19 protein-coding genes are annotated in these 18,820 nt (G+C 63.0%); 9 read left to right on the plus strand and 10 right to left on the minus strand.

Features of this window, described 5'->3' with window-relative positions:
- Positions 1–22: 22 nt before the first annotated feature.
- Complete coding sequence (locus ACLRDN_RS15900; RefSeq protein WP_413457070.1) at positions 23–649, minus strand: FMN-dependent NADH-azoreductase; 627 nt, start codon at positions 647–649, stop codon at positions 23–25.
- A 102-nt stretch (positions 650–751) separates the two neighbouring features.
- Here ACLRDN_RS15900 and ACLRDN_RS15905 point away from each other — a divergent pair, with 102 nt between their 5' ends.
- Positions 752–1,612 carry a LysR family transcriptional regulator gene (locus ACLRDN_RS15905; RefSeq protein ID WP_413457071.1) on the plus strand — a complete coding sequence of 287 codons (861 nt, stop codon included), beginning with the start codon at positions 752–754 and terminating at the stop codon, positions 1,610–1,612.
- A 297-nt stretch (positions 1,613–1,909) separates the two neighbouring features.
- Here ACLRDN_RS15905 and phaR read toward each other — a convergent pair whose 3' ends face one another.
- The 3 genes from phaR to phaC form a co-directional block, all read right to left on the minus strand.
- On the minus strand, positions 1,910–2,476 hold the full coding sequence (gene phaR, locus ACLRDN_RS15910) for a polyhydroxyalkanoate synthesis repressor PhaR (protein ID WP_008329998.1): 567 nt from the start codon (positions 2,474–2,476) through the stop codon (positions 1,910–1,912).
- Positions 2,477–2,777: 301 nt separating this feature from the next.
- Entirely contained in the window at positions 2,778–3,518 is a 741-nt protein-coding gene (locus ACLRDN_RS15915; protein WP_413457072.1) for a 3-ketoacyl-ACP reductase, read from the minus strand.
- Positions 3,519–3,766: 248 nt separating this feature from the next.
- Positions 3,767–5,626: a class I poly(R)-hydroxyalkanoic acid synthase gene (gene phaC / locus ACLRDN_RS15920; RefSeq protein WP_413457073.1), complete on the minus strand. Its 1,860-nt coding sequence runs from the start codon at positions 5,624–5,626 to the stop codon at positions 3,767–3,769.
- 56 nt (positions 5,627–5,682) lie between these two features.
- On the opposite strand from phaC, the gene ACLRDN_RS15925 reads away from it, so the two are divergent.
- A complete protein-coding gene (locus ACLRDN_RS15925; protein WP_413457074.1) occupies positions 5,683–5,952 on the plus strand; it encodes a hypothetical protein in 270 nt (89 codons plus the stop codon).
- A gap of 156 nt (positions 5,953–6,108) precedes the next feature.
- On the opposite strand, the gene ACLRDN_RS15930 is transcribed toward ACLRDN_RS15925, so the two are convergent.
- A complete protein-coding gene (locus tag ACLRDN_RS15930) occupies positions 6,109–6,372 on the minus strand; it encodes a hypothetical protein (RefSeq protein WP_413457075.1) in 264 nt (87 codons plus the stop codon).
- Positions 6,369–7,154, minus strand: coding sequence for a sulfite exporter TauE/SafE family protein (locus tag ACLRDN_RS15935; RefSeq protein WP_413457076.1), 786 nt, complete (start codon positions 7,152–7,154; stop codon positions 6,369–6,371). Before ACLRDN_RS15935 ends, ACLRDN_RS15930 begins: the two co-directional genes overlap by 4 nt.
- 164 nt (positions 7,155–7,318) lie before the next feature.
- Between ACLRDN_RS15935 and ACLRDN_RS15940 the strand changes: the two genes are divergently transcribed.
- A complete protein-coding gene (locus tag ACLRDN_RS15940; protein ID WP_413457077.1) occupies positions 7,319–8,212 on the plus strand; it encodes a LysR substrate-binding domain-containing protein in 894 nt (297 codons plus the stop codon).
- A gap of 45 nt (positions 8,213–8,257) precedes the next feature.
- Here the strand turns inward: ACLRDN_RS15940 and pgeF are convergent, their stop codons facing one another.
- Complete coding sequence (gene pgeF / locus ACLRDN_RS15945) at positions 8,258–9,004, minus strand: peptidoglycan editing factor PgeF (RefSeq protein WP_413457078.1); 747 nt, start codon at positions 9,002–9,004, stop codon at positions 8,258–8,260.
- A gap of 12 nt (positions 9,005–9,016) precedes the next feature.
- The gene (locus ACLRDN_RS15950) at positions 9,017–10,135 is read right to left on the minus strand and encodes an RluA family pseudouridine synthase (protein ID WP_413457079.1); all 1,119 of its coding nucleotides are present in this window, start codon (positions 10,133–10,135) and stop codon (positions 9,017–9,019) included.
- 112 nt (positions 10,136–10,247) lie between these two features.
- On the opposite strand from ACLRDN_RS15950, the gene ACLRDN_RS15955 reads away from it, so the two are divergent.
- A complete protein-coding gene (locus ACLRDN_RS15955) occupies positions 10,248–11,048 on the plus strand; it encodes an outer membrane protein assembly factor BamD (protein WP_413457080.1) in 801 nt (266 codons plus the stop codon).
- 102 nt (positions 11,049–11,150) lie between these two features.
- Here ACLRDN_RS15955 and yaaA read toward each other — a convergent pair whose 3' ends face one another.
- A complete protein-coding gene (gene yaaA / locus ACLRDN_RS15960; protein ID WP_413457081.1) occupies positions 11,151–11,927 on the minus strand; it encodes a peroxide stress protein YaaA in 777 nt (258 codons plus the stop codon).
- Between the two features lie 262 nt (positions 11,928–12,189).
- Here yaaA and ACLRDN_RS15965 point away from each other — a divergent pair, with 262 nt between their 5' ends.
- From ACLRDN_RS15965 to ACLRDN_RS15985, 5 genes are all read left to right on the plus strand, one after another.
- The gene (locus ACLRDN_RS15965; RefSeq protein WP_413457082.1) at positions 12,190–13,935 is read left to right on the plus strand and encodes a methyl-accepting chemotaxis protein; all 1,746 of its coding nucleotides are present in this window, start codon (positions 12,190–12,192) and stop codon (positions 13,933–13,935) included.
- Between the two features lie 241 nt (positions 13,936–14,176).
- A complete protein-coding gene (locus ACLRDN_RS15970; protein WP_413457083.1) occupies positions 14,177–14,461 on the plus strand; it encodes a hypothetical protein in 285 nt (94 codons plus the stop codon).
- Positions 14,462–14,472: 11 nt separating this feature from the next.
- Positions 14,473–14,994 (plus strand): putative toxin-antitoxin system toxin component, PIN family, encoded by a 522-nt coding sequence (locus ACLRDN_RS15975; RefSeq protein WP_413457084.1) that lies wholly within the window; start codon positions 14,473–14,475, stop codon positions 14,992–14,994.
- Positions 14,995–15,057: 63 nt separating this feature from the next.
- Positions 15,058–16,215: a pyridoxal phosphate-dependent aminotransferase gene (locus ACLRDN_RS15980; RefSeq protein WP_413457085.1), complete on the plus strand. Its 1,158-nt coding sequence runs from the start codon at positions 15,058–15,060 to the stop codon at positions 16,213–16,215.
- 82 nt (positions 16,216–16,297) lie between these two features.
- Positions 16,298–16,990: a glutathione binding-like protein gene (locus ACLRDN_RS15985; protein WP_034331528.1), complete on the plus strand. Its 693-nt coding sequence runs from the start codon at positions 16,298–16,300 to the stop codon at positions 16,988–16,990.
- 47 nt (positions 16,991–17,037) lie between these two features.
- Here the strand turns inward: ACLRDN_RS15985 and ACLRDN_RS15990 are convergent, their stop codons facing one another.
- Entirely contained in the window at positions 17,038–18,795 is a 1,758-nt protein-coding gene (locus ACLRDN_RS15990) for a diguanylate cyclase (protein ID WP_413457086.1), read from the minus strand.
- Between the last annotated feature and the right edge of the window lie 25 nt (positions 18,796–18,820).

Consider the following 18,820-nt stretch of genomic DNA (forward strand, 5'->3'; position numbering starts at 1 on the left):
CATTCGTTGGCTTGGTCCCAGATCAGAAACGGGAGGCGATGCCGGCGGCCTGCTGCTCCACCTGTTGCCGGGTCCCCTCCGGATCGGCATTGACGACCGTAGGCGCATAGTGAATCTGGTGAATATCGGCCTCCTCCAAGCCCACGAACTGGAGCCAGTCGGCCAGATAGGGGGTACTAAAGTCCGACCCAAAATTCGCCGGAATGCTACGGTGATACACCCCGCTTGCATGTATGATGCAAGCCTTTCTCTCCTTGAGCAGGCCACTGTATCCCGTCTCGAGATCGAAGCCGAATGCCCAGCCCGGCTGGGTGACGACATCGATGAATTGCTTGAGGACGTAGGGTAGCCCGTTGTTCCAGAGGGGAACATTGATCAGGTAAGCATCGGCAGACGCAAACCGGTCAAATACCGCCTTGATGCCAGCCCATTCGGCTTTTTGTTCAGGCGTCGCTTCGCCCCCGGCAAACATCGCCATCTTGGCACCGACGGCCAGCTCGCCGAACGCCGGCAGATCGCCGGAGAACAGATCAAACCGGTCCACTTCAACGGACTTGCGCTTCTGCAGCTCTTGCAGGAACACTTCCGCAAGCTGTAGCGAACGGCTGTCTGCACCACGCGAGGACGAGTTGATATGCAAAATCTTCATGCTGGAGATCCTCCTTGAATAAAATCGAGCCATGACTTTAATGCGACGATTTCGCGGCAGGAATTCCCAAAAATTAGTCGCCCTCTGGGCGTAAGTACCCCGATGAATACTTTGCAGTGGGACGATGTTCGATACTTTCTGACCTTGAGCCGCGAGGGGAGCCTGTCAGCGTCGGCCAGGGTGCTGAAGGTCGAGCATTCGACGGTCGCGCGTCACGTGGGCAATCTTGAAAAGACGCTGAGGGTCAAACTGTTTGATCGCCTGGCGCGAGGATGGGTATTGACCAAGGAAGGCGCCGAACTGTCCAGGCAGGCCGAACTGCTGGAACTGGAAATGCATTCGCTGTGGCGCGCCGCACTGACCAGCACCACGCTGTCGGGCAAGGTGCGCGTGTCGGCACCGCCCATTCTGATGAGTGATTTTCTCGTTCCCCGGCTGCCTGCTTTTCAGGAAAAATATCCCGATATCGAGCTGGAGGTAATCGGGGAGACACGCGGCGCCGACTTGACGCGCGGAGAAGCGGACATCGCATTACGCATGAACGAGCCTGGCAGCCCTCAGCTGGTGGCGCGCCTGTTGTGCAACGTGAGCTACGGTGTCTATGCCACGCCGGCGTGGCTGGAGCGGCCGCAATCGGAGCGCAGTTTCATCGGCCTCGACCAGGACAGCCCCTGCCGCCACAAAGCCTGGCTGGAGAACGAAGTGGACCAATGTCGATATGCGTTGCGGACCAATGACATCCGCGCCATGTGCCACGCTGCAGTTTCCGGGATCGGCCTGGCGCTCCTGCCGCGTTTCATGGTGGCAGAAGAGACTCGGCTGGTGGCCGTCCCCATGCAGGAGACGCCACCGCCCTGCCCGCTCTATCTGGTCATGCATGCCGATGTGCGCAGGGCACCCCGCATTCGCGCGACGGCGGATTTCCTGATCGACCTGATCCAGTCGCACGCCCACCACTTCTGAGCCGGCGGGCATCGTCCGCATCAGCGCTGGCCAGGGTGGATTTCGCGTCATCAAGCGCTTGCTGACACGACGCATGCACTCACGGCACCGCCTGCGGCTTTGCCGGTTGTCATGCTGACGGGGGAAGAAAAAGGAAATGACAGCCTGGAGCAATGAACGGCTTGGCGACGATGTTTGCCGGGATGCCAGAAGACAGCACCGGCTCCGGCAGGCCAAGCGACCCATCCGGCTTCGCTTCAAAGGGCCGCTGAAGTTTTGCCGATACCAGCCGGTACCGGCAAGCGGCAAAATGGACGCTTACTTCTTCTGATCCGGCGGCGTGCCCGGTGCACCGAAGGGGAAGGTGCCGAACATGTTCTTGGTCTGGCTCTGCATCTGCTCCTGCATCTGGATGAACAGGTTCTTGCTCTGTTCGATGTAGTTGCTCATCATGCCCTGCATCATCGGACCTTGCACGTTCATGAACTGGGTCCACATCTCGGGGCTGAAGGGCTTGCCTTCATAAAAACCCTTGGAATTTTCAGCCAGCTTGTTCTGGATGTCGATGAAGGTCTGGATATTCTTTTCCAGGTAGTTGCCCATCATGCCCTGCATGGCGTGGCCGTAGTAGCGGATGATCTGCGAGAGCGCACCGCTGGAGAACATCGGCACGCCGTGCGACTCTTCTTCCAGGATGATCTGCAGCAGGATGCTGCGGGTCAGGTCGTCGCCGCTCTTGGCATCGACCACGGTGAATTCTTCATTGTCCAGCACCAGTTGCTTCACATCGGTGAGCGTAATGTAGGAACTGGTCTGGGTATCGTAAAGACGGCGGTTGGGGTATTTCTTGATCAAGCGATCTGCCGAATTTTTTGCAGTAGTCATCTGAAGTCCAGTCTCTCTCATTGCAGCCGTTTTGCCGGCCTTGGTTTGCAGCGGTGCGGGAGGCTTCGATGCAGTCCTCACCCGCGGGCGTCCGGGACATTGCGCTGTCCTCTCCTTGCTTCTTCTCTCTTCTGCTGTCTGCCGCCTTCATTTTGCAGGGCAGCAACGCAAGCCATTATAGGGGTGAAGAGCGGCAAAAGGGGAGCCCTGACGTGCCAGACTGACAAAATCCCAGCCTGCGGCACACGTAAAAACGGCCACGCTTGCGGCACTGCCGCGTGCGTGGCCGTCCAAGACAGCATCAGCCCATGTACAGGCCGCCGTTGAGCGAGAAGTCCGAACCGGTGGCGTAACCGCCTTCAGCCGAGGCGATCCAGGCGACGATGGAGGCGATTTCCTCCGGCTCGCCCAGGCGCTTGACGGGGATGCCGGAGACGATCTTCTCCAGCACTTCCGGACGGATGGCGCGCACCATGTCGGTGCCGACGTAGCCCGGCGAGACGGTATTGACGGTCACGCCCTTGGTGGCCACTTCCTGTGCCAGCGCCATGGTGAAGCCATGGATGCCGGCCTTGGCGGTGGAGTAGTTGGTCTGGCCGAACTGGCCCTTCTGGCCGTTGACGGAGGAGATGTTGATGATGCGGCCGAAACCACGCTCGCACATGCCCTCGATGACCTGCTTGGTGACGTTGAAGAGCGAATTCAGGTTGGTGTCGATGACGGCGTCCCAGTCACCCTTGCTCATCTTGCGGAACTGGCCGTCACGGGTGATGCCGGCGTTGTTGACCAGCACGTCCACTTCGCCGATCTCGGCGCGCACCTTCTCGAAGGCGGCCTTGGTCGATTCCCAGTCCGAGACGTTGCCTTCGGATGCATGGATGTCGTAGCCGTGGGCGCGCATGGCCGCCAGCCAGGTGTCCTTGCGGGTGGAATTGGGGCCGCAGCCGGCCACCACGGTGTAGCCGTCCTTGCACAGACGGGTGCAGATGGCGGTTCCGATGCCGCCCATGCCGCCGGTCACATATGCGATACGCTTGCTCATTGTGCTGCCTCCTATTGGGATGATGATTTATTGGGGAAAGCCCTGCTCCCCTCTTTCGCGTCTGCTGTGCGCCGCATTGGTGGAAGTCCTTCGCGTGAAGCACTTTCCTTTGTCTTGTCAGGCCCTGCCGCGCCGCGGACGCGCTGCCGGCCGTCTCTCTCTGTCGGCGGGCCCGCATGGGTCACCGCCCTCTTTTCATCAATGCCGCCGGCTTCTGTCGGTGGTACTGGCCGGCTGGCTGATTCGTCTCAGGCCACCAGCTGGTCGGCCTTGGCCTTGACGTAGCGTCCCGGCGCCGGTTCGATGTGCTTGTAGCGCGTCGAGCCGGGATTCTTGGGTGCCGCCACCTTGCGTCCGCCATGCTTGGCCAGGAACGCTGCCCACTCGCCCCACCAGCTGCCGGGGTGTTCGGTAGCGCCGGCCATCCAGGCATCGGCATCGCTGCCAGCCTTGGCCTTGTCGTTGACCCAGTAATTGCGCTTGTTCTTGGAGGCCGGATTGATGACGCCGGCAATGTGGCCCGAGGCGCCCAGCACGAAGCGATTGTTGCCGCGCTTGCCGGCATTGATCAGGTCCAGCGAGGCATAGGCCGATTTCCAGGGCACGATGTGGTCATCGCGCGAGGCATAGATGAAGGCCGGCGCGCTGATCTTGCGCAGGTCGATCTTCTCGCCGCCCACCGTCAGGCGGCCCGGTTCCTTGAGCGCGTTCTCCAGGTACATGTGCCGCAGGTAGTAGCAGAACATCGGACCCGGCAGGTTGGTGCTGTCGGCATTCCAGTAAAGCAGGTCGAAGGCGCTGGGCTTTTCGCCCTTCAGGTAATTGGATTCGACATAGTTCCACAGCAGGTCGTTGGGACGCAGGCTGGAGAAGGCGCTGGCGAAATCGCGCCCGGCCATCAGGCCACGCTGGCCGATCATCTGCTCGCGCAGGGCCAGCTGCATCTCGTCGATGTAGACGTCGATGGCGCCGGTGTCGGAGAAATCGAGGAAGGTCGTCAGCAAGGTCAGGCTGGCCACCGGATCTTCACCGCGCGCAGCCAGCAGCGCCAGCGCGCAGGAGAGGATGGTGCCGCCGACGCAGAAGCCGAGGGCATTGATCTGCGGCTGCTTGCTGATCTCCTGGACGATATGGATGGAACGCACTACGGCGTCGTCCACGTAGTTTTCCCAGGTGGCGGTCTCCACTGCGGCATCGGCATTGCGCCAGGAAATCAGGAACACCGTGTGCCCCTGCTCGACCGTATAGCGCACCAGCGAATTCTGCGGCTGCAGGTCGAGGATGTAGAACTTGTTGATGCAGGGCGGCACGATCAACAGCGGCACCGAATGGACAGTCTTGGTCAGCGGCGCGTACTGGATCAGCTGGAACAGCTCATTCTCGAAAATCACCGAACCGGCACTGGCGCCCACATCGCGGCCGACCTCGAAGGCGGTTTCATCGGTCTGGGAGATGTGCCCCTTCTGCAGGTCGGCCAGCAGTTGGGCGATACCTTGCGTGAGGCTCTCGCCGCGCGTTTCCAGGATCTTTTGCTGCGCCACCGGATTGGTGGCGAGGAAGTTCGCAGGCGACATCGCATCGATCATCTGCTGCACCGCAAAACGCAGTTTGTGGCGCACCTTCTCGGTGCCCTTGACTGCATCGGCCAGTGCCAGCAGGAAGCGGGAATTCAACTGGTAGGCCGCTGCCTGGAACGCGAAGTAAGGATGTTCCTGCCAGGCCGGTGCGGAGAGGCGGCGATCAGTGATGGCGGGCGTCTTCGCGGCCAGCACCGATTGCCACAGCTCGCCGAATTCGCGGGTGTAGTCCTGCTGCAGGCGCACCAGATCGGCGGGATCGAGCGTCGCGCCGTGCTCGCCGAGCTGCTTGAGCAGGACCGTGGGATCGATCTGTCCCGCGCCGGGCGGCACGGCGCCGCCGGGGAAGCCCTGGAAGCCCGGCATCTGCGGCATGCCCGGCATCGCGGGCATGGGCGGCAAATGCGACTTGAACTGCTCGAACTGGGATTGGAATTGGGACTGCAGCGAGGTCCAGAACTTCGGATCGGACATCTGTGCCAGCCACGCGGATACATCGGGAGAGGGTTGCTGCGGATTCTGCTTGTTCATGCTCGGATCTGCAATTTTCGCGTATCGTTACGGTTTGTCTCGACGCGCATTTCACCATGGTCATCGTCGCTATCGCATGGCTCTACGTCGTCTTCATGATGTCGATCACCGAACAGTCGGCGGTCGCTGGCGTCGCCACTTTCCTGCTGTACGGGATAATTCCCCTGACCATCGTTTTATACCTGATGGGTACGCCGCAACGCAAGCGGAATCGTCAAAAGATGAAGAAATTGACAGCCGAGCGCAAGGAAGAAATCAACGATGACGGTTCCGTTAAACGCGAGTCCGAGCCCACTTGCGAGACCCCGCGCGATCCACGCGCATGAGCTCATCGGCCTGCAGCGGCCTGGCTGAAAACTTAGAAAAACGGGATCGCTGCGCACCATCGTCGTGAGCTTGCGACGCCCGCACCGCGCCGGTTTGCGCACTGCATCATGCCTCGGCTCAGGTCTGCAAAACTCAGCAAAAGAGGGTGGCACGCCTTAGTGCCGCGCCACCCGCCGCAAGGCAATCTGGCGATAACGGGGTTTCAGTACGGCAAGCATGTCGCGCAAGACGGCCGAACCACGCCAGGGCGGGGAAACATAGGCCATACGTAACTTCAGCCCTCCGCTGTCACGTAACTCGCAATCAAGCATGGCAATCATGCTGCCATCGAGCCAGGCGTAAACGTGGACCTCATTGGCCTGCCGCTGTTTGGGACCTTCGATTCGCCAGCCGCAGGCTTGCATGGAGGCGCGGCTCATCGCCCGGTCTCCAGCAGATCAGCCAGATGCCAGGCCAGGTGCACACCCAGCAGCAGCAGGCCGATGAAGAAGCAGCGCCGGAAGGTCGCAGCCCGCACCAGCGCCCGCACGCGGGTGCCCAGCGCCATGCCGAGCAGGGCCGGCACCAGCACCATCAGCGAAGCCCAGCCTACGCCTGCACTGAAGGCTCCACCCTGCCCCAGGTTGACCGCAAGGGCCAACGTTGAGACCGTAAAGGACAAACCCAGCGCCTGGATCAGTTGGTCGCGCGGCAAGCCCAGCGCCTGCAGGTACGGCACCACCGGAATGACGAATACGCCCGTGGCGGCCGTCACCAGGCCGGTGATCAGGCCGACGACGGGCGACCACCAGCGTTCGTGCGGTGGGTGGACCGTCGGCGTCCAGGCCGCCAGGCCTGCTAGCGCATAGAGCATCAGCGCCACCCCCAGCACCACGATGGCATGGCGTCCCCCATCGGCACGCATGAATCCGGCACCGGCCAGGGTGCCGATCACCACGCCTGCAAGCAGCGTCCACAGCCGTTTTGCCAGCATCAGGAAAGCGCCGCCGGTGGCCAGTTGCCAGCCATTGGTGACCATCGAGGGCAGGATCAGCAAGGCCGCGGCCTGCACCGGCGGCATCACCAGGCTCAACAAGCCGACCGCCACCGTCGGCAGGCCCAGTCCGATGACGCCCTTGACGAAGCCGGCCAGCAGGAACACGGCCAGGCTCACGGCAAGCATCGTGGCGTTCATGTCGACGAGGGAAAGCAGGCTGGGCATGGCAGGAATGGCACCGGGATGACGAGACAGCGGGGTAGCAAGGTTTCCCAGTCTGCCAGTCCTCGCCCGCGCTGGAAATGTGGAATACACTTAGCCAGCCTTCGGCTTGGCCGAAGGCACAAAGTCAAGATGCGCCCCCTTTCTTCCCTTCCATCAGTACGCCGATGAGCCACCGCTTCGAACTCTCCGACCTGCGTCTTTTCCTGCACATCGTGGAAAGTGGCAGCATCACTGGCGGGGCCGAACGCGCCCACATGGCGCTGGCCTCGGCCAGTGCGCGCATCCGCAACATGGAAGATGCGCTGGGGACGGCCCTGCTCGAGCGCGGCCGGCGCGGCGTGCAAACCACCGATGCCGGCCGCGCCCTGGCCCACCACGCGCGCATGATGGCGCAGCAGATGGAACAACTGCGCGATGAACTGGGACAGTATGCGCAGGGCCTGAAGGGCCATATCCGCCTGCTGTGCAATACCTCGGCCATGACCGAGTTCCTGCCGGAGGTGCTGGCGCGCTTCCTGGCGCGGCATCCGCACACGGATATCGAACTGGAAGAAAAACTGAGCTACGAAGTGGTGCAGGCGGTCGTCGATGGAGTGGCCGATGTCGGCATCATCGCCGACTCCACCGACAGCGGGCCGCTGCAGACCTATCCCTTCCGCCAGGACCACCTGGTGGCGGTGCTCTCGAAGAAGCACCCGCTGGCACGGCGCAAGTCACTGGCCTTCAACGAATTGCTGGGAGAGGATTTCGTCGGCTTGTCGGGCGACAGCGCCCTGCAGCAGCACCTTTCCGGCCATGCCACCCGCGCCGGCCGGCGCCTGCAATACCGCGTGCGGCTGCGCAGTTTCGACGGCATCTGCCGCATGGTGGAGCATCAGGTCGGCGTGGCCGTGATGCCGGCCACGGCCGCCCAGGACTGCGCGGCGCACATGGACATTCGCGCCGTCCCGCTCACGGACGGCTGGAGCCGGCGCCAGCTGCTCATCTGCGTACGCGGGCTGGAAGGCTTGCCAGGACCTACGCGCGAGCTGATCCTGGCCTTGCAGCGCCACGCCTGAAGTATCAGGAATCAAAAAAATGGCGGCTCCGCGGAGCCGCCATCATCACTTGAGCCAGATCAGCGAGCCCATGCGCCCGGTGGTCTTGTCGCGCCGATATGAATAGAAACGCGGATCGGTCACGGTACAAAGTCCGCCACCGCTGACCTCGTGCACATCCACACCGGCCAAGCGCTGGCGGGCCAGCTGATAGATGTCGGCCAGGTATTTGCCGGGACGGCCAGGATAAGCGCGGAAGGCCTGTTGCGCTGCGGCCTGCTGCGCAATGAATGCCTCGCGCACTTCGGCCCCGACCTCGAACTGTTCCGGCCCGATGGCCGGCCCCAGCCAGGCAATGATGTCCTGCGCGCCGCGCGCGCGCATGGCGGCCACGGTGGCTTCGAGCACGCCGCCGGCCAGTCCGCGCCAGCCCGCATGGGCCGCGCCCACCACCGTGCCGGCGCGATCGCAGAACAGCACCGGCAGGCAATCGGCCGTCATCATCACGCACACCGCGCCGGGCGTGCTGCTGATGCAGGCATCGGCCGTGGGCTGATCGGGCAAGGCGGCTGCATCGAGTACGGCCACGCCATGCACCTGCGTCAGCCACGCGGGTTCAGACGGCAACAACCGCCGCAGCAGCGCACGATTGCGCGCTACCCGCACCGGGTCATCGTCCACATGCGTGCCCAGGTTCAGGCCGCCTCCGCCCTGCCCGTCGCCATACGGCGCGGGACTGAAACCACCTGCACGCAGCGTGGTCAGGGCACCGACGTTGGCGGGCGCAGCCCAGTCAGGAATCAGCAATTCCATGGGCGGGCTCGCTCAATAGTCGTCATCGTCGTCGTCATAGTCGCCCAGGACCGGGTCGGCTTCCTCGCTCATCTCGGGGATGACCGCCAGGGCCGGATCGATGTTGGCGCTCTTGAGCAGGGCTTCAATATCTGCCGGCAAGGGCGCGGCCCATTGGCGGAACTTGCCCGAGGTCGGATGTACCAGTCCCAGCCGTCCGGCCAGCAGGGCCTGGCGCGGGAAGACCGAGGCCAGGTGCTGCTTGCCATAGAGCGCATCGCCCACCAGCGCAAAGCCCAGCGACTGCAGGTGCACGCGGATCTGGTGGGTACGGCCGGTTTCCAGGCGGCAATGCACCAGGCTCACCGGCTTGCGGTCGATCTCGCCGGTGGCCAGGCGACGGTAGTGGGTCACCGCCGGCTTGGCGCGCATGCTTTGCGACACCGCCATCTTGATGCGGTCGCGCGGATGGCGGGCCATCGGGGCGTTGATGGTGCCGGAGAGCTGCGGCAGGCCCCACACCAGAGCCAGGTACTGGCGCTTCATGCTGCGCGCCTGCAACTGGCGCACCAGGTCGGTCTGGGCAGCCAGGGTCTTGGCCACCACCATCACGCCACTGGTCTCCTTGTCCAGCCGGTGCACGATGCCGGCGCGCGGCACGTTGGCCAGGCCCGGGCAATGATGCAGCAGGCCGTTCAACAACGTGCCGCTCCAGTTGCCCGCAGCAGGATGCACCACCAGGCCGGCGGGCTTGTTGAGGATGATGATGGACTTGTCCTCGTGCAGGATGTCCAGCGCCATGGCTTCGGGAGCATAGGGCTGGTCGGCCGGCACCGATTGCGGTGCCACCTCCACCAGCTCGTCGCCGAGCATGGTCATCTTGCCCTTGGCGGGCGCGCCGTCCACGGTGACATGGCCGTCTTCGATCCATTGCTGGATGCGGCTGCGCGAAAATTCGGGCATCAGGCCAGAGAGGACCTTGTCCAGCCGCTGGCCAATGACTTCGTCATCCAGGCGGAAACTCAAGGGCTCCAGGCCGGAGGCGCTTTCGTCGCCGGCTTGCTCGCCGTCATCGAAATCGTCCTCCAGCGGGAGGTCGGTCTTTACAGGCTCATCGCCATTTGTAATCGGAAGGGGTTTCTTACGTGACATCAGCTATAATCGCCGGATCGGGTTGATTGTATTTCGGGTATCGATGCAGCCGGCTCGGGTAGGCGCTTGGCGCCATGCACAACTGATAGTCCCAGACAAGCACACAAGAGTCATGCACAAAATCTTATTGAAGTTCTTCATCATCGGTTTTGCCCTCTCGCTCACCGCCTGCGGCCTCTTGCCGGAACAAAAAGACGAGACGGTCGGCTGGTCTGCCTCGAAATTATACTCGGAAGCCAAGGATGAACTGAATGCCGGCGGCTACGACAAGGCCATCAAGTATTTCGAGAAGCTGGAATCGCGCTACCCCTTCGGCACCTACGCCCAGCAGGCGCAGATGGACATCGCCTACGCCTACTACCGCCAGAACGAGCAGGCGCAAGGCCTGGCGGCGGTGGACCGCTTCATCAAGCTGCACCCGAACCACCCCAATGTCGACTACATGTATTACCTGCGTGGCCTGATCAACTTCAATGATCGCACCAGCATCTTCGACACCTTCACCGACCAGGACAACACCGAGCGCGATCCCAAGGCCATGCGTGACGCCTTCGATTCGTTCAAGCTGCTGGCCGAACGTTTCCCCGACAGCAAGTACACCCCGGACGCCATTGCCCGCATGCGGTATCTGATCAATGCGATGTCCCAGTACGACGTCCACGTGGCCAACTACTACTTCCGCCGTGGCGCCTACGTGTCGGCCGCCAACCGTGCGCAAGCTGCCATCAAGCAATATCCGGACTCCCCGGCTAACGAAGAGGCGCTGTTCATCCTGATGCGCTCCTACGAAGCCCTGGGCCAGACCAAGCTGAAGGAAGACACCGAACGCATCATCCAGGCCACCTACCCCAACAGCCCATGGTACACCGGTGGCCCCAAGCAGAAGGCCAAGCCCTGGTGGAAGATCTGGTAAGTCCGGTACGCCAGCAAACATAAAAAAACCCTCGCCATGCAGATGGCGAGGGTTTTTTGTTGTCCGGGCCAGGCAAGCTGCCTGCCCCGGGTGGTGGCGCGTTCAGCCTTCGAGCTTGCGGCGGAATACCCAGCTGCTCTCGGTGGAGGCGTCCGGCGCGAAAGCATAGCCGTCCACGTCGAAGGCCTTGAGCTTTTCCGGCTGGCTGATGTTCTTCTGGGCGGCATAGCGCGCCATCAGGCCGCGCGCACGCTTGGCGTAGAAGGAAATGATCTTGTACTTGCCCCCCTTCCAGTCTTCGAACACGGGCGAGATCACCTGGGCTTTGAGCAGCTTGGGCTTGACCACCTTGAAGTATTCCTCCGAGGCCAGGTTCACCAGGACCGGTGCCTTCTGCGCTGCCAATTCCCCATTGAGCGCTTCAGTGATCTCGTTGCCCCAGAAGGCATAGAGATCCTTGCCGCCCGGATTGGCCAGCTTGGTGCCCATTTCCAGGCGATACGGCTGCATCAGGTCCAGCGGGCGCAGCATGCCGTACAGGCCCGAGAGGATGCGCACGTGGTTCTGCAGGTAGTCCAGCTGCTTGGCATTGAGCGAGCCGGCGTCCAGCCCCTCGTAGACATCGCCGTTGAAGGCCAGCACGGCCTGCTTGGCGTTCTTGGTGGTGAACTTGCGCGACCAGCTGGCGTAACGGTTCACGTTCAACACCGACAACTGGTCGGAGATGCCCATGAGGCTGCCGATCTCGGCCGGCGACTTGGTCTTGAGCACTTCGATCAGTTGCGCCGAGCGCGGCACGAAAGCGGGCGTGGTGTGCAGGTCGGTGGTGGGCGGCGTGTCGTAGTCCAGCGATTTGGCGGGCGACAAAACAATCAGCATGAGGCGTTATCCATTGATCAGGTTGGGACAAGGTGGCCGCCATGATACCCAAAGCGCGGCGCTTTCGTGTGGTGAGGCCTGCTTCGCACCCGATATGAAAATTTGGGCAGCAAAAACCCGGCTGTTGCGCCTTTGGTCCCTGCCCCCCTGCTCCTACACTGAAGCGTTGGACCTCATGGCAATCCCCGCATGCCAGCCATCGTCCAAGCTCCCGCCTGCATTGCCGCGCCGCATCCCACCGATCCAACACCAAGGACACGCCATGAACTGGTTCTACGATCTGCGCATCGCCCGCAAGCTCCTCCTGACCTTCACCGCCATCCTGCTGCTGACTGCCATTCTCGGCGGCTTTTCCATCGTGCAACTGTCGCGCGTGAATGATGCTTCCACCGAGATCGCCACCAACTCGCTGCCCAGCGTGCGCTATCCCCTGGAGGCCAAGGTCGCCCTGGCAAGGATACGGACCGTGCAACTGCAGCACCTGCTGCCGGGCAATGAAGCCAACGTGGAAGCCAACGAAAAGGTCATCGGCGACATGCTGGCCGGGCTCAACAAGACGCTCGACAAGTACGAACCGCTGGTCAACATGGCCGACGAACGCACCTACTTCACGGCCATCAAGGCCGACCTTGCGGTCTTCACCAAACAGCATCAGGAATTGGCCAAGCTGGTGCGCGGCCAGAAGATCGACGAAGCGCGCGAGCTGCTCCTGAAGCAGGTCACCCCGGTCTACCTGCGCCTGTTCGAGAACATGGACAAAGCGGTCGCCCTCAACATCGACGCCAGCGAGAAGACCGACCAAGAAGCCCAGCAGCGCTACGAGAGCTCGCGCCTGATGATCTGCATCCTGCTGGCGGCCTGCATCGGCCTGGGCCTGCTGCTGGCGACCTGGGTGGCACGCATCGTCTCGCGTCCGCTGCAGGATGCCATGCACGTGGCCGAACGGGTGGCCGAAGGCGACCTGACAGTACACATCCAGCCCGCCGGACGTGACGAAACCGGCCGCCTGATGGGCTCGCTCAAGGCCATGAACGACAGCCTGCTTCGCATCGTGACGCAGGTACGTGAAGGCACCGACACCATCAACACGGCCTCGCGCGAAATCGCCAGCGGCAACCTCGACCTCTCCAGCCGCACCGAGCAGCAAGCCAGCTCCCTTGAAGAAACCGCCTCGGCCATGGAAGAGATCACCTCCACCGTCAAGCAGAATGCCGACAATGCCCGCCAGGCCAACCAGCTGGCACATTCGGCCTCCGACGTGGCCACCCAGGGCGGTAGCGTGGTCTCGCAGGTGGTCGATACCATGGGCGCCATCAATGCCTCTTCCCGCAAGATCGTCGACATCATCAGCGTCATCGACGGCATCGCCTTCCAGACCAATATCCTGGCCTTGAACGCTGCGGTTGAAGCGGCCCGCGCCGGCGAACAGGGACGCGGCTTCGCGGTGGTGGCCTCCGAGGTGCGCACCCTGGCACAGCGTTCGGCTGCCGCCGCCAAGGAGATCAAGAGCCTCATCGATGATTCGGTGGCCAAGGTCGACACCGGCAGCCGCCTGGTGGAGCAAGCCGGCAGCACCATGACTGAAGTGGTGGCCAGCGTGCGCCGGGTCACCGACATCGTCGGCGAGATCACGGCGGCCAGTTCCGAGCAAAGCAATGGCATCGAACAGGTCAACCTGGCCATCACGCAGATGGACGAGGTGACCCAGCAGAATGCCGCCCTGGTGGAGCAAGCCGCCGCAGCGGCAGGCTCGCTGCAGGACCAGGCGGGCAAGCTGTCGGAACTGGTGAGCGTGTTCAAGCTGGAACGTGCCCATGTCACGTCAACCGCCGCACCGGCGGCTGCGCGGCCTGCCGTGCCGTCACCCAAAGTGCAGAGCCGGCCGCAGCCCAAGCCGGCCGTGCGCGCGGTCGCCACGCCCCCCGCACTGCCCGCCGCTCCTGCAGCCAAGGGCGCCAAGGCAGGCAAGACCCCCTCTACCGATGAGGGGGACTGGGAGCAATTCTGAGCCGGCGCGCTTGGTTGGCGCAGGCAATGGGCGCATGTTCAAGTTCGCCGCCGGACTTGCCGTTAATCAACAAGGCTGGCAGCATGCACACTGGCGGGAGCGCACTGCAGCAGTCAAACCGTGTTTTTGACTGGTCAGACTGTCGGCACTTTGGCGGCATTTCGCTGTCTATGGTGAACGAGCGAGACGAATTGCACAGGCTGCCCGCCTGATCCCGCCGGCCATCGGCAAGGAGGACATCATGAAACGCGACAAAGCCCTCATGGGCGAAATCCTGAAGCAACTGGCATCCTTCGGCACCCTCTACGGCGACGTGGAAAAGATCCAGAGTGCCCTGCCCGGCCAGGTAGCGCCGGAGGTGATCCTGCATCACCTGCGCCTGCTTTATGACCGCGGACTGGCGGCGGTGGACATGCACAATTTCTGGCGCGTCACCGATCAGGGGTATGATGCGCTCGAAACCGGTAGCGAGCTCTTCGGCAAGCAGGAAGCGCCGCTGCCCGGACAACGTGGCATCGACAACTAGTTTTCAGAGCAATGAGCATCCAGGCAACACCATCCATCCCCCCTGCATCTTCCCTCCCCTCCGCCACGCTCGCTGACGCCGCGCCCAGGCGCCAGCGCGTGGTGCTGGACACCAACGTGTGCCTGGACCTGTTCGTCTTCCGTGATCCGCGCTGGGCGGCGCTGCAGGCCGCGCTGGAACAAGGGACCGTGGAGGCCTATACCCGCGAGGATTGCCGCAGCGAGTGGCTGGCCGTGCTGGATTATCCGCATCTGCCGGTCACCCCCGAGACCAAACCCGCGATCTGCGCCGAATTCGACCGCCTGCTGCAGTGCCTGCCGCTGGCCCAGGTCAATACCTTTGGCCTGCCCGTCTGCACCGACCGCGACGACCAGAAATTCCTCGAACTGGCCCTGCAATGCCAGGCCCACGTGCTGGTGAGCAAGGACAAGGCGGTCCTCAAGCTGGGCAAGCGCACCGTCAAGCGCGGCCTGTTTGCCATCGTGCCGCCCCAGCTCTGGCGCGCCGATGCCTTCCTTGATGCAGCCACCTGAAGGCTGCCGCGAATGCGGCTAGAATAGCGGGCTTGCGATCATCACAAGAACGAGCCCGCTGCAATGAGCACCCCCAACATCGTCACCAAGCTGCCCAAGGTGGGCACTACCATCTTCACCGTCATGTCTGCCTTGGCCAGCGAAAAAGGCGCGGTCAACCTGGGACAGGGCTTCCCCGATTTCCATTGCGACCCGGCCCTGGTGGATGCGGTCACCCGCGCCATGCAGGATGGCCTGAACCAGTACCCGCCCATGGCCGGTGTGCTGCCGCTGCGCGAAGCCATCGCCGACAAGGTGGAACTGCTCTACGGCCATCGCTATGATCCGCTCTCCGAGATCACGGTCACCGCCGGTGCCACCCAGGGCATCCTGACCTCAGTGCTGTGCGCGGTGCATCCGAGTGACGAAGTGATCGTGATCGAGCCGGTCTATGACTGCTACGTGCCGGCCATCGAGCTGGCCGGCGGGGTCCCGGTGTTCGTGCAGATGGAAGTGGGCGCGGCGGGTTACAGCATCCCCTGGGACAAGGTCCGCGCAGCAGTCACGCCCAAGACCCGCATGATCATGGTCAACACCCCGCACAACCCGACCGGCAGCGTCATGCGCGCATCCGACGTGGCCGCGCTGGCTGACATCGTGCGCGGCACCGATATCCTGATCCTCTCCGACGAAGTCTATGAACACATGGTCTTCGATGGCCAGCCGCATGAATCGCTGGCGCGCCATCCGGAGTTGGCCGAGCGCAGCTTCATCAATTCCAGCTTCGGCAAGACCTATCACGTCACCGGCTGGAAGGTCGGCTATGTGGCGGCGCCCGCTGCACTGACCGCCGAATTCCGCAAGGTGCACCAATTCAACGTCTTTACCGTCAATACGCCGGTGCAGTATGGCCTGGCCGAGTATATGAAGAACCCGGCACCGTACCTGGATTTGCCGGCGTTTTACCAGAGAAAGCGTGACCTTTTCCGCGCAGGACTGGCCAACACCCGTTTCGAGCTGCTGCCCTCGCAAGGCACCTATTTCCAGTGCGTGAAGTACGACGCCATCTCGGACCAGTCCGAGGCCGACTTCTGCAAGTGGCTCACCAGCGAGATCGGCGTGGCCGCCATCCCGGTCTCGGCCTTCTACAACACGCCCAAGGAATCGGGCATCGTGCGCTTCTGCTTCGCCAAGAAGGATGAGACGCTGCAACTGGCGCTGGACCGGCTGTCCAGGCTGTAAGACGGCCACCGCACATCTTGTTTGTCAACATTTTCCGTAACGTGACCTCCCCCCTCAACACGACACGCAAAAAAGGAACGCCATGATCGACGTCTATAGCTGGGCCACGCCCAACGGCCACAAGGTTCACATCATGCTGGAAGAATGCGGATTGCCCTATACCGCGCATGCCATCGATATCGGTGCCGGTGACCAGTTCACGCCCGAATTCCTGAAGATTTCACCCAACAACAAGATCCCCGCCATCGTCGACCCCGATGGTCCGGACGGTGCGCCGATCTCGCTGTTCGAGTCCGGCGCCATCCTGATCTACCTGGCCGGCAAGACCGGGCGCTTCCTGGGCGAGACCGTGCGCGAGAAATATGAAGTGCTGCAATGGGTGATGTTCCAGATGGGTGGCCTGGGGCCGATGCTGGGCCAGGCGCATCACTTCCGCCTGTATGCGCCGGAACAGATCGAATACGCCGTGAACCGCTACAGCAACGAAGCGCGCCGCCTGTACCAGGTGATGGACAAGCAGCTGGGCCAGCACGCCTACCTGGCCGGCGAGAACTACACCATCGCCGACATCGCCTGCTTCCCTTGGACCCGCTCGCACAAGAACCAGGGCATCGATCTGGCGGACTTCCCCAACGTCCAGCGCTGGTTCGATGCCATCAGCGCGCGTCCGGCCGTGCAGCGCGGCGTGACCGTGCTGGCCGACAAGCGCAAGCCGCTGCAGGACGACAAGGCAAAGGAATTGCTGTTCGGAAAAAGCCAGTACCAGAAACGCTGATCGTTGATGGCCGAGGGCGGCGTTCAGGCCCGCCCCGGCACCCTGCATCAGGGACAGGCAAAGGGCGCAAACTCGAAACGGTTGCGCCCTTTTTCCTTGGCGCGATAAAGGGCATCGTCGCTGGCGCGCAGGACTTGCTCCTGGCCCGCGCAATCGGCTTGCATCAGGGCGATGCCGATCGACAGCGTCACCTCCACTTCACGCCCCTCGTGCCGCAGCGGTTGGCTGGCGAAGCTGGCCTGCAGGCGCATGGCAAATTCGGCGGCGGCCTGCAGGTTGGCCCCGGAGAGGATGACCGCAAACTCTTCGCCCCCCAGCCGTCCGACGGCATCGGATTTGCGCAGCTGGCGCTGCAGGACCTGGGCAAAATGCTTCAGTACCTGGTCGCCCACGGCATGGCCCAGGCTGTCATTGATGCGCTTGAAATGATCCAGGTCGCACATCAGCACCGCAGCGGTATCACTCACCCCGCGCTGGATGCGGCTGTACTCTTCCTGCAGGCGCTGCATGAAGCAGCGGCGGTTGGGTAGTTGCGTGAGGAAATCGGTGAGGGCGAACTCCTGCAGCTCCAGTTCGATGGCCTTGCTTTGGGTGATGTCGCTGATGTAGCCGTGCCACAGCGTGGTGCCGTCTTCCAGCCGGCGCGGGCGTGCCTGGCCGCGCAGCCAGCGCATGCCTTGGCCGGGTGGCGTCACGCGGAATTCGAGCAGCCAGTGCGAGGCGCCGGCCAGCGCCGCCTTGCGCGAAGCCCGGTAGAGCGGCAGGTCTTCCTGATGGAGGATGGTATCGATGACGTCCGGCGATTCCAGCAACTGCTGGGGGGTGAGCCCATAGGTCTCGCGCGCGCCCTCACTGACGTAGGTGAAATGGCCGCGCTCGCCCGGCGGCACCCGGAACTGGTACACCATGCCGGGGATCTCGCTGGTGAGGTAATCGAGCATGCGGCTGCTCTTGGCCAGTTTGTCGGTGAGCCGCCTGAGTTCGGTGATGTCGGTGGTGGTGCCGATCATGCGCAGCGCATTGCCTTGGGCATCGCGTGCCACCACCTTGCCACGGCTGCTGATCCACTTGTAGCTGCCATCGCGGCAGCGGATGCGGTGCTCCACCTGGTAAGTGTCGGAGCGCAAGGCGAAATGCTGGCGGATGGTTTCCTGTACGTAAGGCAGATCATCGGGATGGATGCGCTGGTAGGCATCTTCCAGGTGGCTGGAGAGCTCCCAGTCCTCATAGCCGAGGATGGCCTTCCAGCCGCGCGAATAATACATCTCCCCGGTGACGGCATTGCGGTCCCAGATGCCGGTGCCGCTACCCTCGATGGCCAGTGCCATGCGCTCGTCGGCCTCGCCGGGCGGCTCGCTCTGGACCCGTGCATGCACCGGCACCAGTGAGCGCTCGATGGCCAGCATGGCCATGGAGACGGCCGCACCGACGGCATCCCGATAGGCCTGCTCCAGGTGCGATGCATCGCCCTCGGCATCGGTGGCCGTACAGACGGTCAGCACCCCGGCCACCTCGCCTGCAAAGGAGCGTAAGGGCAGCACTTCCAGCAGCTTGCGGGCGTGGCGCGCGCTGAGCGCGGTCAGGCCGTTCCAGAACGGCGCCGTGTCCGGGTCCTCGACCTCCAGCTGGCCCAGTTCGTCCAGGAAGGCCGGCGACAGACGCGGCGCCGCGCCCACCGTCATGCGCCGGGCCTGACGGTCAAACAGGAAGATGGCCAGCGAGCGTTGCGGATAGCTGGCCGAAAAACCGCTGGCGATGCGGCCCAGCAACTGCTCCAGCGGCGCACCGCGGGCAATGTAGGACAACGTCTGTTGGAGAAAGGCGAGCGCC

The sequence above is a fragment of the Herbaspirillum huttiense genome, from assembly GCF_047300815.1.
GTDB lineage: Bacteria > Pseudomonadota > Gammaproteobacteria > Burkholderiales > Burkholderiaceae_D > Herbaspirillum > Herbaspirillum huttiense_A.